Below are 16,916 nucleotides of genomic sequence, written 5' to 3'. Positions count from 1 at the left end.
ACCCCGGGCTGGCCCGGGGCCGCGGCATCCGACACCGCGACTTCTGACTACCCGAAGGGGACTTGCGGTCACCCTTCCGGAGTCTGAAGGTACACCGGCACGGCGCACGGAGGGACCCGCCCGCTACACCGGTCTTGCCCTATCAACGTACGTCACGTTGCGCGATGTTCCCGGCCATGGCCGGGATTACTACTTATAAACGTGCGGCGCGAGCGTTCCGATGAACGGCAAATTGCGGTAGCGCTCCGCGTAGTCGAGCCCGTAGCCGATGACGAACTCGTTGGGAATGTCGAAGCCGACGTATTTCACGTCGATCGGCACCTTCACCGCGTCCGGCTTGCGCAGCGCGGCGCAGATCTCCAACGACGCCGGATTGCGCGACTTCAGGTTTTCCAGCAGCCAGTGGAGGGTCAGGCCGGAGTCGATGATGTCCTCGACGATGAGGACGTGGCGGTTCAAGATGTCGGTGTCGAGGTCCTTCAGCACCCGTACGACGCCGGAGGACTTGGTGCCCGCGCCGTAGGACGACACCGCCATCCAGTCCATCTGCACCGGCACGTGCAGGGCTCTGGCCAGGTCGGCCATCACCATGACCGCGCCCTTCAGCACGCCCACGAGCAGGACGTCCTTGCCCGCGTAGTCCTCGTCGATGCGCCCGGCAAGCTCTTTGATCTTGGCCTGGAGGTCGTCCTCGGGGATGAGGACCTTCTCCAGGTCTTTGCCCATGTCGGCAGCGTCCACCTGTGGTTCCTTAAACGATGGGACTGATGGCGAGTATCAGGGTGCCATACCGCCGAACTGCGGACAGACCTCCGGGTAGATCGACCGCCTTCTGCCCGTGCCATTGCGTGACCAGCCGATCGACCGCCAGCACGTGGGTGGCGGAAAGCGCGCCGGAGGGCGTGCCCGCCGCGATGGCCGCGCGCCGCAGCACCCTGCGGCGCACGGCGTCGGGCAGTTTCTCCAACTCGGGAACGGACAGGACGACCGCCTCTCCGATATCGCTAAGAGCGCAATTCGGGAACGCCGATTCGGCCCACTGGTCGAGGGCGTCGGCGTCCTCCCGTGCCATTGCGGCGGTCCGCGCGAGCGCCTCGGCCACCCCCGGCCCGAGTTCCTCGTCGAGCATCGGCAGGATGCGCTTCCTGACGCGGACGCGGGTGTAGCGGGGGTCGTCGTTGTGCGGGTCGTCCCAGGGGGCGAGGGACATGGCGGCGCAGGCGGCGACCGTCGTGGCCCTGGACAGGCCGAGGAAGGGCCGGCGGTAGCGGCCCGCGCGGGCGGCCATGCCGGAGATCGAGCGCAAGCCGCTCCCCCTGGCCAGGCCCAGCAGGACGGTCTCGGCCTGGTCGTCGCGGGTGTGGCCGAGCAGGACGGCGGCGGCCTCCAGGCGGTCGGCCGCCTCGGCCAGCGCGGCGTACCTGGCCTCGCGGGCGGCGGCCTCTGGGCCGCCGTCGGTGCCGACGGTGACGGTGAGCACCTCGGCCGGGGCCAGGCCGAGACCGGCGGCGATGCCGGCGACCTGCCGGGCGCGACCGGCCGAGCCCGGCTGGAGCTGGTGGTCCACCGTGACCAGGCCCGCGCGCAGGCCGGCGCGGGGGGCGACGAAGGCCAGCGCCGCCGCCAGGGCCAGCGAGTCGGCGCCGCCGCTGCACGCGGCCAGGACCAGCGCGCCGGTGCCGGCGAGGTCGGTCAGCGACTCGCGGACGGCCCGGCGCACGTCGGCGACGGCTGGACGGGGACCCACAGGAGCCATTGTCCCGGCTGGGGGAACCCACCGCACGCCACGCGCACGGCCGGGCCCCCGGGACGGGAAGGTCAGGCGGGAAGAGCCGGGGTGCCGATGACGCGGTGGATCCAGGCGTCGGGGTCGGCGATCTCGGGGGTCGTGGGCAGGGTCTCCGGGGAGGTCCAGACCTTGTTGAAGCCGTCCATGCCGACCCGGTCGACCACCTTGCGGACGAACGCGGAGCCCTCGGCGTACTGCTTCATCTTGACCTCGATGCCCAGCAGGCGCCGGACCGTGCGGTCGAGCCGGGAGCCGCCCTCGCGGCGCTGGGCGAACTTGGCGCGGATCTCCGAGACCGACGGGACCACCGAGGGGCCCACGGCGTCCATGACGAAGTCGCCATGGCCTTCCACCAGGGTCATCACGGCCGTCAGGCGGTCGAGGATCTCCTTCTGGGCGGGCGACTGGATGGCGTCGATCAGGTTGCCCTCGCCGCCCCTGACCACGTCGGCCACCGTGTCGGCGGCGTTGCGCAGGCGGTCGAGGAGCGTGGGCAGGTCGAGGTCGGAGGCGAGCAGGAACTCGGTCATCTGCGACCTGACGTACTCGCGCAGCCAGGTGACGCCGGTGAACTGCACGCGGTGGGTCTCCTCGTGCAGGCACACCCACAGGCGGAAGTCGCGGGGCACGACGTTCATCTCGCGCTCGGCGTGGACGATGTTGGGCGCCACGAGCGTCAGCCGGCCGGTCGGCTCCTGGCCGGTCGGGTCGGGCGGCAGGAACAGCTCGTACTGGCCGAGCACCCGGGAGGCGAGGAAGGCGAGGACGGCCCCGACCTCGACGCCGGTGATGCGCGAGCCCACCGCGGTGACGATGGCGGGCGGCGGGTTGTCTCCGCCGCCCATGCGCTGGGTCAGCGGTTCGAGGACCACGCGGAAGCCCTCGACGTTGGCCTTGATCCAGCCCGGCCGGTCGACGATGGTCGCGGGCTGCGGCGCGGTCTCGGTGTGGATCTTCGTGAACTCGCGCACGTGGCCCTCGGCCTCACGTGACAGCGTGCGGAGCTCGGCGACGGCCTGCCTGGCCTCCTCCTTGCTCACCTGAGGACCGGGGCGCACCAGGCGCGTGCCGGTCGTGACGGCCAGATCCCAGTCGATCACCTGCATGACGTCCACCGTACGTTGTTCTCGTCACGCCTGCGAAGAAGCGGCGGTCAGGATCGCGCGACGATCGCGGCGAGCCTGTCGAGCACGGGCTCGGCGTTCACCGGCACGTCGTCGGCCAGGAAGGCGAAGGTGACCAGCCGGCCGTCTTTGGTGGTGGCCAGGCCGGCCAGGGTGTTGACGTTGTTGAGGGTGCCGGTCTTGGCGCGGACGAGGCCGACCTGGCCCTTGCTGTCGGCGCGGGTGAAGCGCTTGCCGTTGCCCAGCGTGCCGGAGAAACCGGCGATCGGCATGCCCGAGTCGACGGCCCGCAGCTCGGGGTGCGCGGCCGAGCCGGCGACGGCGATGATCCTGGCCATGGCGTCGGCGCTGACCCGGTTGCGGATGGACAGGCCGCTGCCGTCGGCGACGCTGACGCCCTTGGTCACGCCGAGCCGCCGCATGACCCCGATCACCGCCTCCGCGGCCCCCGCGTACGACGCCTCCTTGCCCTCCTTGATGGCGACGTGCCTGGCCAGGGCCTCGGCCATGTCGTTGTCGCTGTGGGTCAGGGTGTGCTCGACCAGGGCGTACAGGGGGGCGGAGTCGACCTTGCCCAGCTCGGCGGCGCCCGCCGCGGCCCGCTCCTGGCGGATGTCCTTGGAGACGGTGACGCCGTACCTGGGCAGCAGCCGGGCGAAGGCGGCGGCGGCGTACGCGGCCGGGTCGGGCACGCGGGGCCGGGCGCCGGGGCGCTGGCGTCCCTCGTCCATGGCCAGGGCGTGGACGGGGGCCGCCTCGCCGTCGGGCACGTAGTTGGGCTTCCAGCCGGGCGCGATGGCCGGCCCGGTGAACAGGCTGTCGTCGTAGGAGAGCGTGACCTTCCTGACGCCCTTGGCCTTCAGCGCGGCGGCGGTCCGGGCGGCCAGGGTGGCGAGGGAGGCCTGCTTGGGGTAGCCGGGCCTGGCCGACGGCCCGGCGAGCAGCGGGTCGCCGCCGCCCACCAGGACGATCGCGCCGGGCGCGCGGCCCTGGACGACGCGGGTGGAGAAGCGGGTGTCGGGGCCCAGCGAGGCGAGCGCCGCCGTGGTCGTGACGACCTTGTTCGTGGAGGCCGGGGTGATGCCCGTGTCGGGGTTGGAGGCGAAGATCCGGGCGCCGGTGGCGGCGTCGAGCACGACCGCGCCCACCCGGCCGCCGAGTGCTTTGTCACCCAGCGCGTCGGTGAGCTGGCGGGTCAAAGTACTCTTAGTCGGGAGAGGTCCGTTCCCTGACGTCGCCGAAAGCTGGGCCAGCACAGGCCCCGAGGTGACCACGGGGGCGGGGGGGATTCCCCGGGGAGACGCCGTCGGCCCGATCGGTGACGGCTGCCTCGTCAGCGCGCTCAGGTTGAAGTCGCTGGTCATGGCGTAGACGCCGATGACGATCGTGACGATCTGAAGCACGGCGAGAGTGGCCAGCATCATCGAACGCTCGTGCCGCGCCACGTCGCCTGACCTCTCTCCTGGTGTTCGCCTACGAGACATTAACGCCCAGCCGGGACTTCCCGGGGGCCTTGAGCGGAGGAACCGCGGTGGAGTTCGACGTTGTCGTTGAGATTCCCAAGGGGCAACGGAACAAGTACGAAGTGGACCACGAGACCGGAAAGATCAGGCTTGACCGGCTCCTGTTCACCTCCACGCAGTACCCCGCCGACTACGGCTTCATCGAGAACACCCTCGGCGAGGACGGTGACCCGCTCGACGCGCTGGTGCTGCTCCAGGAGCCGACGTTCCCGGGGTGCTACATCACCTGCCGCGCGGTCGGCATGTTCCGGATGACCGACGAGAAGGGCGGCGACGACAAGGTCCTGTGCGTGCCCTCGACCGACCCCCGGATGCACCACATCCAGGACATCCACCACGTGTCGGAGTTCGACCGGCTGGAGATCCAGCACTTCTTCGAGGTCTACAAGGACCTTGAGCCCGGCAAGTCCGTCGAGGGCGCCAACTGGGTCGGGCGCATCGAGGCCGAGGCCGAGATCGAGCGCTCGTTCCACCGGGCCAAGGACGCGGGTCACCACCACTGATCCTCACCGGGGCCTGGTGGCGCCCACCAGGTCCCCTCTCCAGATCGGGGCGACCCGCACCACGTCGCCGGTCTGGGGCGCGTGCACCATCTGGCCCTGGCCGACGTAGATGCCCACGTGGTGGATCGTGCCGGGGTCGTCGGTGATGCGGCCGAAGAACAGCAGGTCGCCGCGGCGGAGCTGGTCCAGCGGCACGTGTGGGCCGGACGTCCACTGGGTTCCGGTCCAGTGGTCCAGGCGCACGCCCACCTGCTCCCAGGCGCGCATGACCAGGCCGGAGCAGTCGTAGGTGTCGGGGCCCGCGGCGGCCCACACGTACGGCTTGCCGAGCTGGGTCAGCGCCCAGTTGGCGGCCAGGTTGCCGCCCGCCGACCCGGCCGCCAGGCCGGCCGCCGACAGGGCCAGGGCCCGCCGTCTGGCCAGCAGCTCGGCGTGGCTGCGGGCGGCGTTGACCCGGTGCTGGAGCTGCCGCCGCTCCACCCGGAGGGTGCGCGTCTCGCGGCGCTGCCGGGCGACGGCCGCCTCCGCGGCCAGCTTCGCCCGCCGGGCCCGCTCCGAGGCGGCCTGCCGGGCGTCGTAGGCCTTCTGCGCCTGCGTACCGAGGATGGCGGCGACCTCCTGGGCGTCGCGCATCCTGCGCAGGATCTGGGCCCGCTCGTCGCCGAGCTGGCCGAGCACGCTCGCCCGGTGCAGGAAGCCGTCGACGCCGCCCTCGTCGATGAGCATGCCGACGATCGGGTCCATCGGCGTCATCCCGCCGTAGCTCTGCGCGGCGAGCAGCGCGACGGCCTGCCGGGCGCGCTCGGCCTCGGCGTCGGCCGCCGCCCGGCGCGCCTGGGCCTGCGCGTACGACTGCTCGGCCTGCCGCAGCCGGACCAGCTCGCCGTTGTACGCCTCCACCTGCCGTTCCACGGCCGCGGCCAGCTCGTCGAGCCTGGACTGGGCCGCGGCCAGCCCGGCGCTGGCCACCCCCAGCTCCTTCGAGCGGTCGCGGGCGGCCTCGCGCGCCTTCTTCACGTCCTTGGCCGACGGCATGGGGTCGGCCAGCACCGGCGAGCCGGGGGTGAACGGACACAGAGTGGCCAGCAGGGCGCACGCCAGGAGCCCGGCCCGAAATGCGCGCATAGGTCCCCCTGAAAACAGATGGTTACTCTATGCACACAGTTCCCAGCGCTTTCATGTACGTAACGTCATCACCGCAGGCGGAAGAGCCGTTCTATCCACGGACGGATCCCGGCGACCACCGGCCGGGCGGCCCGCGGGTAGGTGAAGACGGGGGTCTGGACGCCGTAGGCGGCGTGCAGCTCGGCGGCCTTGCACCAGTCGGCGGTCACGCGGGCCGCGGCCCACGCCGCCGCGATGGCCGGCCTGGCCTCCGGATGGCGGTCGTAGGTCTGGAAGAGCGTCATCGCGGCGTCGGCGGCGGCGTGGCCGTCGGCCGGGTAGGCGGTGCCGGCCAGGTAGGGGGCGGTGACCCGGCCGCCGTGGCAGGTGTCGAGCACCCAGGTCCAGTTGGCCGTCACCAGCCCGAGCACGGGCTCGGGGACGTCGGCGGCGGCGGCGTACATGCGGTCCTGGCGGGGGCCGGTCAGGCGGCGGGCGTCCCACAGCCAGTCGAGGTCGTCCGGCTGGGGGCCGCCGGCCAGCCAGGACAGCACCGCCAGCCCGCGCGCGGTGCGCAGGCGGCACAGGTCGAGCACGTGGCGCAGCATGCGGGGGCCGCGGTCGAGCCAGGTCGGCCAGTCGACGCGGTGCCCCCTCGGCACCAGCTCGGCCACCCGCCCAGGGACGGGCAGCGGGCAGACCCGGCGCCCCAGATGCGGATCCTGGCGCACCTCGAACGCCTCCACGGCCCCCTCGGGCAGCCGGTCCCGGCGCGCCTCCAGGACCTCCACGGCCCGCCCGGCGAGCCGGTCCTGGTGCGGCTCCGATGCTTCCACGGGGTGCTCAGCCGCTCTCGACGGGGGTGACGGGCTCCTCGGTGGGGGTGTGCGTGGGGGCGGGCGTCGCCGTCTCCGAGGGCGTGGTGGTGGGCGCGGGCGTCTCGGTGGGCGTCGGGGCGGGGGTGGGGGTCGGCACCGGCGGGGTTCGGGTGGGCGGACGCGTGCCGGGCTCGCCGTGCGGCGGACGGCCCGGCTCGCCGTGCGGCGGGTGACCAGGGTGGCCGGTACGGCCGGGCAGACCGGGCTGGCCGGGCTGGCCGTACGTCGGGTCGCCGGGGTCCTCGCCCGGCGGGTCGGCCTGCGGCGGGCCGTCGGGCGTCGGCCGCGGCTCGCCGGGCGTGGATTCGGCGGGCGGCGTGGTCGCGTACGTGGGCACGAGCACGGCCGGCGGCACCGGCGTCGTCGAGCCGAGCATGCCGAACGGCTCGGGCGCGGCGCTGTCGAGGATGGGCTCTACGGTCAAGTGGGCGTCCTGCGGGTCGGGTTGCCAGGGCAGTCTGATGCCGGGCGGCTCGCCGGTGGCGGGGAACGCGGCCGTCGCCACCCCGGCGAGACCGCCGTTGTCCTTGCCGAACTGGTTGAAGATCACTGCTATCGCCACCACGGTCGCGACCGCCGCCAGCGCGCCCGCCACCGCCTGAGGCCACCTTCGAGCCGTCGTCTGCGTGGGAACGGGAAATCCGGCGGCGTCCAGGGAGGCCGTGCGCCGGGCGACGTAACGGCGGTAGGGCAGCAGCTCGGGGTCGGCGAAGCAGCTCATGACCCTGATGCGCAGGGCCTCGGGCAGCGCGGCGGCGGGCAGCAGGCCGAAGACCTTGGCGGCCGAGGCCTGGCGGGCGCGGTGGGGGGCGCAGACCTCGCAGCGGGCGACGTGCCCGACCAGGTGCTCGCGCATCTCCCTGGTGAGGTCGCCGGTGAAGCCGGCCAGGATCGCGGCCCGGCGCGGGCAGTCGTAGGGGCCCTTGCGCGCCAGGATCTCGGCGGTGACGGCGTCGGTGAGACGGTCGCGCGCCTGCTCCCTGGCCTGTTCGACCTGGCGCGGCGGGATCGCGAGCACCTGGGACAGCTCGGCGGTGTCCAGCGCGTGCCTGGTCGCCAGCTCCAGCACCTCGCGGTCGGCGACGGGCAGGCTCACGACCGCGTTCCAGGCGATGAGCCGTAGGTCGGCGTCGGCGGGGTCGTCCAGCGGCGGGGCCTCGGCCAGGACCTCGTCGGCGCCGGGCGGCGCGGCCATCCGGCGGCGCAGGCATTCCTGCCGGGCCAGGGCGAGCAGCCAGACCCGGAACCTGTCGGGCTGGGACAGCGCGCCCGCGTGCGCCTCGGCGGCGATCAGCGTGTCGCGCAGGGCCACCTGGGCGCTGTCGGTGTCGAGGAGGAGGGACCAGCAGTAGCGGTAGACGCTCTCCGCGTGCGTGTCGTAGAGCGCGGCGAGGGCTCCCGGGTCGCGGGTGCGGAGTGCCTCCACCAGGACGCGGTCATTCATGTGACCGAAGGTAATGGATCGGTAACTAGTAGTTCTACCGGTTCCGCCGCTTGTCTACCGCGACCCCGCCAATTTCCCACCCTTTTGTTCGGACTAATACCGTTTATTGCTTTACCTGTCCCATGGCCTCGCTCCCCCGGTCCACCGCGAACGGCTCGGAGGTGGGCTTGACGGTGTGCACCGGGAGCGCGCCGCCCATCGCCAGGTCCTCGTAAGGACGGCCGGTCGAGCCCCAGGTCCGGGCGGTGACGTCGGTCTTGACGACCTTGCTGTCCTTGGGCAGTCCGGCCACGGTGAGGATGAACCTGGGCGGGCTGCCGGCCTTGACGTCGTCCACGAACGTGCTGCCGCCGCCGAGCAGTTTTCCGGCCGCGTCGCGCAGCAACGCGTTCACCACCAGGCTGCTCGCCGGCAATTGATACGGATTCCCGACATAGCCGGTAATAAGGTAAGAGCCGTCTTTTTGGCGCATTGTCTGGACGCGCGTGATCGGGAAGGACTGGAACGACGACGGGATGCGCGCGGCGGACCGCCACTGCGCCGGACGGTACTGGATGGTCACTTTCACCGGTTTCTCGGCGGCGGACGCCTGGCCGGTGAAGGCCAGGGAGCCGCCCGGCGGCACGGCGTCGAGCGGCTGGTCCATGCGCACCACCTCGGTGCCGGCGGCGTCGCGGCCCACGATGGTGGCCACCACGTGCTCGCCGAAGTGCCACGGGTTGGCGTTGGTGAGCACGCCGGCCCAGTTGACGGCGTAACCGTCGGTGGACTTGGCGATGTTCGAGACCTGCTCCTTGAGAACGAGCGGCTTGAGCGATTGGGCTGGCTGGTCCTCACTTGAACAACCGGCGAGGCAGATCGCCCCGAGTGCGAGGAGGCTGACGGTTCGGCTACGCGGGATCACTTTGCCGTGATAACCCGTGCATGGGCACGGCTGGCAGATGACACGCGCCGGGCGTACCAACTCTTTAACGCCTCCGGACGACCCTCGTCTCGTCCCACACCGGCTCGGACGACTCGTAGACCGTGCCGTCGGAGCCGAAGACCAGGAAACGGTCGAAGTCGGCGGCGAACCAGCGGTCGTGGGTGACCGCCATGACCGTGCCGTCGAAGGCGTCGAGGCCCACCTGGAGCGCCTCGGCGCTGGCCAGGTCGAGGTTGTCGGTCGGCTCGTCGAGCAGCAGCAGCGTGGCGCCCGACAGCTCCAGCAGCAGGATCTGCAGCCGCGCCTGCTGGCCTCCGGAGAGCGTGTCGAACCGCTGCTCGGCGATCAGCCCGGCCAGCTCGTAGCGGGCCAGCGTCTTCATGGCCTCGTTCTTGAGCCTGGCGTGCTCGTTCATCACGATCTCGACCGGGGTGCGGCCGAGCAGGTCGGGCCTGGAGTGGGTCTGGGCGAAGTGGCCCGGGACGACCCGGGCGCCGAGCCTGGCCACGCCGGTGTGCGCGACGGGCTCGCCGGCGATCAGGCGCAGGAAGTGGGACTTGCCCGAGCCGTTGGAGCCGAGGACGGCGACCCGCTCGCCGTACCAGATCTCCAGGTCGAACGGGCGCATCAGGCCGGTCAGCTCCAGGCCCTCGCAGATGACCGCGCGCTTGCCGGTGCGGCCGCCGCGCAGGCGCATCTTGATGTTCTGGTCGGCGGGGGCCTGCTCGGGCGGGCCCGCCTCGACGAACCTGCGCAGCCGGGTCTGGGCCGCGTGGTAGGGGGCGGCCATGCCGTCGTTGTACCTGGCCTTGTTCTTCAGCATGTTGACCAGGGCCTTGAGCTTGGCGTGCTCTTCGTCCCAGCGCCTGCGCAGCTCGTCGAGCCGCTCGTTGCGGGCCTTGCGGGCCTCGGCGTAACCGGCGAAGCCGCCGCCGTGGATCCAGATGTTGCCCGACTCGACCGTGACGATGCGGTCGGCGGCGTTGGCGAGGAGCTGGCGGTCGTGGCTGACCAGCAGGACGGTCTTGGACGTCTCGCGGAGCTGCTGCTCCAGCCACTCCTTGCCGGGCACGTCGAGGTAGTTGTCGGGCTCGTCGAGCAGCAGCGTCTGGTCGGGGCCGCGCAGCAGCGCCTCCAGGACGAGCCGCTTCTGCTCGCCGCCGGACAGGGTGGCCACGTCGCGGTACTTCACCCGGTCGAACGGGACGCCGAGGGCCGAGACCGTGCAGGTGTCCCAGAGCACCTCGATCTCGTAGCCGCCGGCGTCGGTGTAGTCGCTGATGGCCTGCGCGTAGCGCATCTGCGCCTTCTCGTCGTCGCGCTCCATCATCACCAGCTCGGCCGCGTCGAGCCGCTCGGCCGCCTGCCGCACGGCCGGCGGGGCCACGCCGAGCAGCAGGTCGCGCACGTTGCTCCCGTCGCGCACGTTGCCGATGAACTGGCGCATCACGCCCAGCCCGCCGGAGCTGGTGACGCTGCCCTCGACGGGCTCCAGGTCGCCCGCGACCAGGCGCATGAGGGTGGTCTTGCCCGCGCCGTTGGGCCCGACGAGCGCCGCCTTGACACCGTCGCCGATCCGGAAGGAGACGTCGTTGAGCAGGGGCCTGCCGTCGGGCAGCACGTACGTCAGATGTCCTACTTCAACGTGGCCCATCCGGGCAGGCTACCGGCCGCCCGCGACCACCGGCACCCGGTTTTCGGCCGGTGATCCGGGGGCCCTGGACAGCAAGTGATCTAATGACTAGAACTGTACGGGACTCCCCCAGCCCCTAGGAACCGGTGATGACGCGATTCCGCTCCTCCCTCGTCCCTCTCGCCGTCGCCGTGCTCGGCCTGGTCGCCGTCCCGCAGCAGGCGTGGGCCGCGCCGCCCAAGCCCGTGCCTCCCTCGGCCGCCGTGGCGCGGGAACCGTCCGGGCCGGTCTCGGCGTGCGCGCCCACCGTGCGCGGCGCGTCCGTGGACGCCCGGCTGACCAGCCTGTTCACCTCCTACGGCAACGACAACAGCCGCCTGGACGACTGGACGGGAGCCGACGGCACGTACTCGCTCCGCCTGCCGAACGGCCGCGAGCTGTGGGTGTTCTCCGACACCTTCCTCGGCCAGGTCAACGCCGACGGCTCCCGGCCGCCCGTCGTCGAGGAGGGCGGCAGCACGGTCTTCCTGAACAACTCCTTCGCCGTCGAGCGGGACGGGCGGCTGTCCACCGTCCACGACGGCACGGCCGCGAAGCCCGAGGCCGTGATGCCGCCGCGCGACGACCAGCACTGGTTCTGGGCCGGGGACGCCACGCTGGCGGGCGGCCTGGTCGAGGTCACCTACCAGGAGTACGAGCGGTTCGGCCCAGGGGCATGGGACTGGCGCTGGCACCGCAACGTGGTGGCCAGGTTCGCGCCCGGCCGGCTCGACCGGCCGGTCAGCGTGCACGACCTGCCCTCGGGCCACGGCGTCTCCTGGGCCTCCGGCCTGCTGAAGGACGGCGGCTACACCTACGTGTACGGCGTCGAGGACCTCGGCTCGGCCAAGTACATGCACCTGGCCAGGGTCAGGGGCCAGAGCCTGCTGGGCGCGTGGGAGTTCCGCACGGCCGACGGCTCATGGTCGCCGGACGAGACCGACTCGGCCCGGATCATGGGCGGGGTGGCGAACGAGTACAGCGTCACCCGGGTCGGATCCGGATATGTCCTGATCACGCATGACACCACCGAGGTGCTCAGCCCGAACATCGTGGCCTACTCCTCCTGCTCGCCCACCGGCCCCTTCACCGGCAAGCAGCACGTCTACACCACCCCCGAGACCAGCGGGAACGTCTTCACCTACAACGCCCACGCCCATCCCGACGTCGCCGGGACCGGCCTGGTGGTCTCCTACAACGTCAACAGCTTCGTCAACACCGACCACTACCGGGACGTGTCCATCTACCGGCCCAGGTTCCTGGACGTGACGTTCGGGTGAGGCGCAACTGGGCGGCGCGCCTGCGGCACCTCACCCTCGACGGGCTGCGGGCGGTCACGCTGGAGAACGAACGGCTGCGCGTGACCGTCCTGACGGACAAGGGCGGCGACGTGGTGGAGTTCCTGCACAAACCCACCGACACCGACTTCGTCTGGCTCTCCCCGCAGGGCCTGCGCGACCCGCGCGACCACCGTCACGGCGCGGCCGACGACGTCGCCCAGTTCGTCGACCACTACGAGGGCGGCTGGCAGGAGGTCTTCCCCAACGGCGGCGCGCCGAGCGAGTACCGGGGCGCGCGCCTGGCCCAGCACGGCGAGGTCGCCGGGCTGCCGTGGTCGTGCGAGGTGGTGGCCGACCGCGAGGAGGAGGTCGCGGTGCGGCTCGCCGTGCGGACCCGGCGGCTGCCGTACCGGGTGGAGAAGGTGTTCCGGCTCCGGGCGGGCACGGCCGCGCTGGAGGTCGAGGGGCGGGCGACCAACGAGGCGGACCTCGCGCTGCACGCGATGTGGGGCCAGCACCTCGTCTTCGGGGCGCCGTTCCTGCGGGCGGGCGCGCGGATCCGGCTGCCCGAAGGCGTGCGGGTGATCCCGCACGCGGCGCCGATCGGCCCGGCCGGGCGCCGGGTGCGGGCCGGCGGGCCGTGGCGGTGGCCGGTGGTGCCCGCCGACGGGGGCGGGGAGACGGACCTGAGCGTGGTGCCGGAGCGTGGCGGGCCCAGCGACATCGTCTACCTCACGGGTTTCCCGGAGGGTTGGTACGAAATTTCAGGGGATATCGGTATCCGGGTGGAGTGGGATGCGGCGCTCCTCCCCTACCTGTGGATGTGGCAGGAGCTCGGCGCGTCCACCGGCTACCCCTGGTGGGGGCGGGCCTGGACGCTGGGGCTCGAACCGTTCGCCGGCATGCCGACCGACGGCCTGGCCGCCGCCGTGGCCAACGGCAGCGCCCTGTCGCTCGGACCGCAGGAGACCAAGGTGTCGAGATGGCGCGCGGAGGTGCTGGCGTGAGTGAGTTTTCCGGCAAGGTGGCGCTGGTCACCGGCGGTTCGACGGGCATCGGCCGGGCGGTGGTCGACCGGCTGGCCGAGGGCGGCGCGAACGTGGTGTTCTGCGGCGTGGACGAGAACGCGGCGCTCGACGGCGAGCACGTCACCGGCGTCGTCGCCGACGTGCGCCGGGCCGGGGACCTGCGGGACCTCGTGGACCTGGCCGTGACCCGGTACGGCGGCCTCGACATCGTCGTCACCTGCGCCGGCGTCCAGCGGTACGGCACCGTCGAGGACACCCCCGAGGAGGTGTGGGACGAGGTCATGGACGTCAACCTCAAGGGCGTCTACCTCACCTGCAAGGCCGCCGTGCCGCGGCTCAGGGAACGCGGCGGCGGCTCGATCGTGGTCATGTCGTCGGTGCAGGCGTTCTCGTCGCAGGCGCAGGTGGCCGCCTACACCGCGAGCAAGGCCGCCCTGAACGGCCTGACCAGGGCCATGGCGCTCGATCACGCGGCCGACGGCATCCGGGTCAACGTGGTCTGCCCCGGCTCGGTGGACACCCCCATGCTGCGCTGGGCGGCCGACCTGTGGCGGGGCGACCTGTCGCAGGAGGAGCAGGTCGCGCAGTGGGGGAAGGCCCATCCGCTGGGCCGCGTGGGCCGCGCCGAAGAGGTGGCCGAGCTGGTGGCGTTCCTGGCGGGGCCGCGTTCGTCGTTCATCACCGGGGCCGAGCACCGCGTGGACGGCGGCCTGCTGGCCCGGAACCCGGCGGCGCTCCCCGACTAGGTCGAGTAAGTCCCCAGTCGCCTCCCGAACCTGGCAATCGTTGCGTCAATGCGGCGAAGTGCCAGGTGGTGAGCCTGGTAACCAGGGTCTCTGCGTGTATTCGAGGGTGGGTCCCGAGCCCCCTCACCGCACGCTTGGTACGGGTTCCGAAACGACTCACCGATCTAGGAGAGACCTGTGAGGCTCACCAAGAAGGCCGCCGGCTTCATCGCCGCGGCCGCGCTGTTCACCGTGGTCGTCCCGGCTGCCGCGGCGGAGGCCAGCCCGCGCTCGACGTGCTACGGCGGCCGCGTCTGCCTGTACGCCGGTTTCGACTACAACCGGGGCCAGAGCGACCACTGGCGCGACTTCACGGCCGACGACTCCGACCTGGCCGACAACAACTGGCTGAACTGGGACTTCAGCAACACCTGGCACAGCATGGACAACGAGACCAGCTCCGTCAGGAACCGGGTCGGCTGCAGCGCCACCCTCTGGCAGCACGCCGACTACACCGGCGCCCACAGCACCTTCACCCACAACAGCAACGACGGTTACCTGTCGAACAACGCCATCGGCAACAACCGCACCAGCTCGATCGACATCTGGTGCCGCTGAGAAATAACGGGAGTGCCGGTTTCCGGGCTTGGCCGCCGGAAACCGGCTGTCGCGGCCTCCTCGCGGGCGCGCTGCTGCTGTCCGTCGCGGCCTGCGCCGCCGGCGAGCCCGTACGCGAGCGGCCCCCGGCGGGCGTGACCTCGGTGTCGCAGCTCGTGTTGCCGTTCGACGCCTACAAGCCGACTCCCGAGCAGCGGGCCGTCCTGGGCAATGCCCACAACCACCTGGTCGCGCGGTGCATGAGCCGCCGCGGCCTCACCGTCACCCCACCCGCGGAGGACGCCGCCGAGCTGGCGGCGATCGACCCGGGCAACTCCCGCCGCTACGGCGTCGTGGACACCTCGGCCGCCCAGCGGTATGGCTACCACCTGGCCAGGCCGCCGTCCCCGGACACCACCGGCTCCTGGGTCAACAAGCTGCCCAAGCAAACCCGCCACCGCCTGTACGGCACCGCCGCCGACCGCGGCTGCCTCGACCGCGCCTCCGCCGAGCTGGAGGGCGGCACCCGCCAGGCGGACTGGCCCTGGCTGGGCCTGCAGGACTCGCTCACCCTGGAGCAGGCCGCCAAGCACGGCGACGTTGCCGCGGCGACCAAGCGCTGGCAGTCGTGCATGAGCCAGGCGGGACACCCCTACCCGGACCCGGAGTCGGCCATCGCCGACTCCCGCTGGAACCTGGAGAAACCGGACGTGAGCGAGGAGGAGAAGCTGACGGCCGTCGCCGACACCACCTGCAAGTGGTCATCGGGCCTGGTGGCCGCCTGGTTCACCGCCGACGCCGAGCTTCAGCGCGCGGTCATCCGGGACAACCGGGAACGCTTCGACGCGCTCGCGGCCAGCCTGCGGCAGCGGCTGGAGCGCGCCTCACGCCTGCTGTCCGAGCACGAAGGCCGCCAGGTCGGCTGACTGGCGCAGCCTGCTGGGCTCGTGCGCGTACATCATGTGGCCGGCCTCGTAGTACTTGAACTCGACGTTGGCGGCCAGCTCGGCGGGCACGGGCAGGTGGGCGAAGGCGTGCTCGGCCGCGTAGTACGGCGTGGCGCCGTCGTGGTAGCCGCAGGCCACGTGCACGCGCAGGTGCGGGTTGGCGCGCATGGCGGCGCCGAGCCGGTCGGTCACGCTGACGTGCACGCCCTCGAACTCCTTGTACGACCACGGGTGCACCCGCGAGCTGAGGATCTCGTAGGGCAGGTCGTTGGCGTACTCCAGCTCGGTCCGCAGGTAGTGGTTGAGCGCGGCGCTGTAGGGGCCGGTGATGGCGTCCATGCTCGGGTCGGAGACGAAGTGCTCGCGGCCGCCGTCGGGGTCCCAGCCGGTGAAGCGGCCGTCGAGCCTGCCGACGGTCAGCCGGCGCTCGCGCAGCAGCTCGGTGAAGAAGCGGATGTGCTCGATGCGCAGGTTCACGCGGTCGACGTAGTCCTCGGACAGGCCGGACAGGGCGGCGACTTTGGAGACCGCGGCGGCGCGCTCGTCGGCCGTGAGGCGGTTGCCGCGGGCCAGGGCCCACGGGTAGTCGCGGGAGGCGTACTCCTCGGCCTCGCGCAGCACGTCGGCCAGCGGGCGGTCGCCGTGCAGGCCGTGATAGTGCGCGATGGCGGCATATGTCGGCAGATAGAGGGCGTAGGCCACGTCGTTGCCCTCGTTGAACTCCACGGTCGCGTAGTCGAGCACCGAGGAGATCAGCATCACGCCGTTGAGGTACATGCCGTACCGCGACTGGAGGTGGTCGGCCAGCCCGGCCGCCCTGACCGTGCCGTACGACTCGCCGGCCAGGAACTTCGGCGACATCCACCGCGCGTTCCTGGTCGTCCAGAGCCGGATCACCTCGCCGACCGACTCCACGTCGCCGCTGAAGCCGTGGTACGGCTCGGCCTTCTCGCCCTCGGCCGCCCGCGAGTAGCCGGTGGACATCGGGTCGATGACGACCAGGTCGCTCACCTTGAGCAGGGTCTCGTCGTTGTCGGCCAGCGCGTACGGCGGCGGCAGCAGCGCGCCCGCGTCCCCCATCACGACCCGGCGCGGCCCGAGGATGCCGAGGTGCAGCCACACGCTCGACGACCCGGGCCCGCCGTTGAAGGCGAACGTGACCGGCCTGGTCAGCGGGTCGGCGTCGTCGAGGGTGTAGGAGGTGAGGAACACCTCGGCCTTCGGGCGGTGGCCGTCGAACGTGCCGTCCGTGAAGACCTCCTCGCGCACCACCATGGTTCCGGCGGTGGCGGTGTACGCCTGACCGGTCGGCAGGGTGTGCCGGGTGGTGACGAGGTTGTCGGCGGGCTTCTTTGTCTGTACTTCGTCGGACATAGC

At 71.9% G+C, this 16,916-nt stretch carries 16 protein-coding genes; 6 read left to right on the top strand and 10 right to left on the bottom strand.

Annotated elements, in window-relative coordinates; genetic code table 11:
* Positions 1-189: 189 nt before the first annotated feature.
* The 4 genes from hpt to dacB all read right to left on the bottom strand — a co-directional run bounded on the left by hpt (position 190) and on the right by dacB (position 4,112).
* On the bottom strand, positions 190-741 hold the full coding sequence (hpt, locus tag ACIBST_RS38515; RefSeq protein ID WP_352318606.1) for a hypoxanthine phosphoribosyltransferase: 552 nt from the start codon (positions 739-741) through the stop codon (positions 190-192).
* Between the two features lie 10 nt (positions 742-751).
* Complete coding sequence (tilS, locus tag ACIBST_RS38510) at positions 752-1,756, bottom strand: tRNA lysidine(34) synthetase TilS (RefSeq protein WP_397178503.1); 1,005 nt, start codon at positions 1,754-1,756, stop codon at positions 752-754.
* Positions 1,757-1,818: 62 nt separating this feature from the next.
* Entirely contained in the window at positions 1,819-2,895 is a 1,077-nt protein-coding gene (locus ACIBST_RS38505) for a zinc-dependent metalloprotease (RefSeq protein ID WP_352318602.1), read from the bottom strand.
* 47 nt (positions 2,896-2,942) lie between these two features.
* Complete coding sequence (gene dacB / locus ACIBST_RS38500) at positions 2,943-4,112, bottom strand: D-alanyl-D-alanine carboxypeptidase/D-alanyl-D-alanine-endopeptidase (protein WP_397178502.1); 1,170 nt, start codon at positions 4,110-4,112, stop codon at positions 2,943-2,945.
* A 332-nt stretch (positions 4,113-4,444) separates the two neighbouring features.
* On the opposite strand from dacB, the gene ACIBST_RS38495 reads away from it, so the two are divergent.
* On the top strand, positions 4,445-4,939 hold the full coding sequence (locus ACIBST_RS38495) for an inorganic diphosphatase (RefSeq protein WP_397178501.1): 495 nt from the start codon (positions 4,445-4,447) through the stop codon (positions 4,937-4,939).
* Between the two features lie 3 nt (positions 4,940-4,942).
* Here the strand turns inward: ACIBST_RS38495 and ACIBST_RS38490 are convergent, their stop codons facing one another.
* From ACIBST_RS38490 to ACIBST_RS38470, 5 genes are all read right to left on the bottom strand, one after another.
* Positions 4,943-6,064, bottom strand: a complete 1,122-nt coding sequence (locus ACIBST_RS38490) for a C40 family peptidase (RefSeq protein ID WP_397178500.1) — start codon at positions 6,062-6,064, stop codon at positions 4,943-4,945.
* A 68-nt stretch (positions 6,065-6,132) separates the two neighbouring features.
* Positions 6,133-6,879 carry a hypothetical protein gene (locus tag ACIBST_RS38485; protein WP_397178499.1) on the bottom strand — a complete coding sequence of 249 codons (747 nt, stop codon included), beginning with the start codon at positions 6,877-6,879 and terminating at the stop codon, positions 6,133-6,135.
* 7 nt (positions 6,880-6,886) lie between these two features.
* Positions 6,887-8,365 (bottom strand): hypothetical protein, encoded by a 1,479-nt coding sequence (locus ACIBST_RS38480; protein WP_397178498.1) that lies wholly within the window; start codon positions 8,363-8,365, stop codon positions 6,887-6,889.
* Between the two features lie 103 nt (positions 8,366-8,468).
* Positions 8,469-9,269 carry a hypothetical protein gene (locus ACIBST_RS38475; RefSeq protein WP_364332684.1) on the bottom strand — a complete coding sequence of 267 codons (801 nt, stop codon included), beginning with the start codon at positions 9,267-9,269 and terminating at the stop codon, positions 8,469-8,471.
* A 64-nt stretch (positions 9,270-9,333) separates the two neighbouring features.
* Positions 9,334-10,944 carry an ABC-F family ATP-binding cassette domain-containing protein gene (locus ACIBST_RS38470; protein ID WP_397178497.1) on the bottom strand — a complete coding sequence of 537 codons (1,611 nt, stop codon included), beginning with the start codon at positions 10,942-10,944 and terminating at the stop codon, positions 9,334-9,336.
* Positions 10,945-11,072: 128 nt separating this feature from the next.
* Between ACIBST_RS38470 and ACIBST_RS38465 the strand changes: the two genes are divergently transcribed.
* The 5 genes from ACIBST_RS38465 to ACIBST_RS38445 all read left to right on the top strand — a co-directional run bounded on the left by ACIBST_RS38465 (position 11,073) and on the right by ACIBST_RS38445 (position 15,518).
* Complete coding sequence (locus tag ACIBST_RS38465; RefSeq protein ID WP_397178496.1) at positions 11,073-12,242, top strand: DUF4185 domain-containing protein; 1,170 nt, start codon at positions 11,073-11,075, stop codon at positions 12,240-12,242.
* Complete coding sequence (locus ACIBST_RS38460; protein ID WP_397178495.1) at positions 12,239-13,249, top strand: DUF4432 family protein; 1,011 nt, start codon at positions 12,239-12,241, stop codon at positions 13,247-13,249. The genes ACIBST_RS38465 and ACIBST_RS38460 overlap by 4 nt, the downstream gene beginning before the upstream one ends.
* Complete coding sequence (locus ACIBST_RS38455; protein ID WP_397178494.1) at positions 13,246-14,016, top strand: SDR family NAD(P)-dependent oxidoreductase; 771 nt, start codon at positions 13,246-13,248, stop codon at positions 14,014-14,016. Before ACIBST_RS38460 ends, ACIBST_RS38455 begins: the two co-directional genes overlap by 4 nt.
* 177 nt (positions 14,017-14,193) lie before the next feature.
* Positions 14,194-14,613, top strand: coding sequence for a peptidase inhibitor family I36 protein (locus tag ACIBST_RS38450; RefSeq protein WP_358291533.1), 420 nt, complete (start codon positions 14,194-14,196; stop codon positions 14,611-14,613).
* Entirely contained in the window at positions 14,604-15,518 is a 915-nt protein-coding gene (locus ACIBST_RS38445; RefSeq protein ID WP_397178493.1) for a hypothetical protein, read from the top strand. Before ACIBST_RS38450 ends, ACIBST_RS38445 begins: the two co-directional genes overlap by 10 nt.
* Here ACIBST_RS38445 and ACIBST_RS38440 read toward each other — a convergent pair.
* Positions 15,477-16,913, bottom strand: coding sequence for a S10 family peptidase (locus tag ACIBST_RS38440; RefSeq protein WP_397178492.1), 1,437 nt, complete (start codon positions 16,911-16,913; stop codon positions 15,477-15,479). The two genes, ACIBST_RS38445 and ACIBST_RS38440, sit on opposite strands and share 42 nt — an antisense overlap.
* Positions 16,914-16,916 lie beyond the last annotated feature (3 nt).

Origin of the sequence: Nonomuraea sp. NPDC049684 (assembly GCF_044465345.1) — a bacterium.
Taxonomy (GTDB): Bacteria; Actinomycetota; Actinomycetes; order Streptosporangiales; family Streptosporangiaceae; genus Nonomuraea.
Note: the sequence above shows the minus strand (reverse complement) of the source record. Positions and strands in the feature narration are given on the sequence as shown.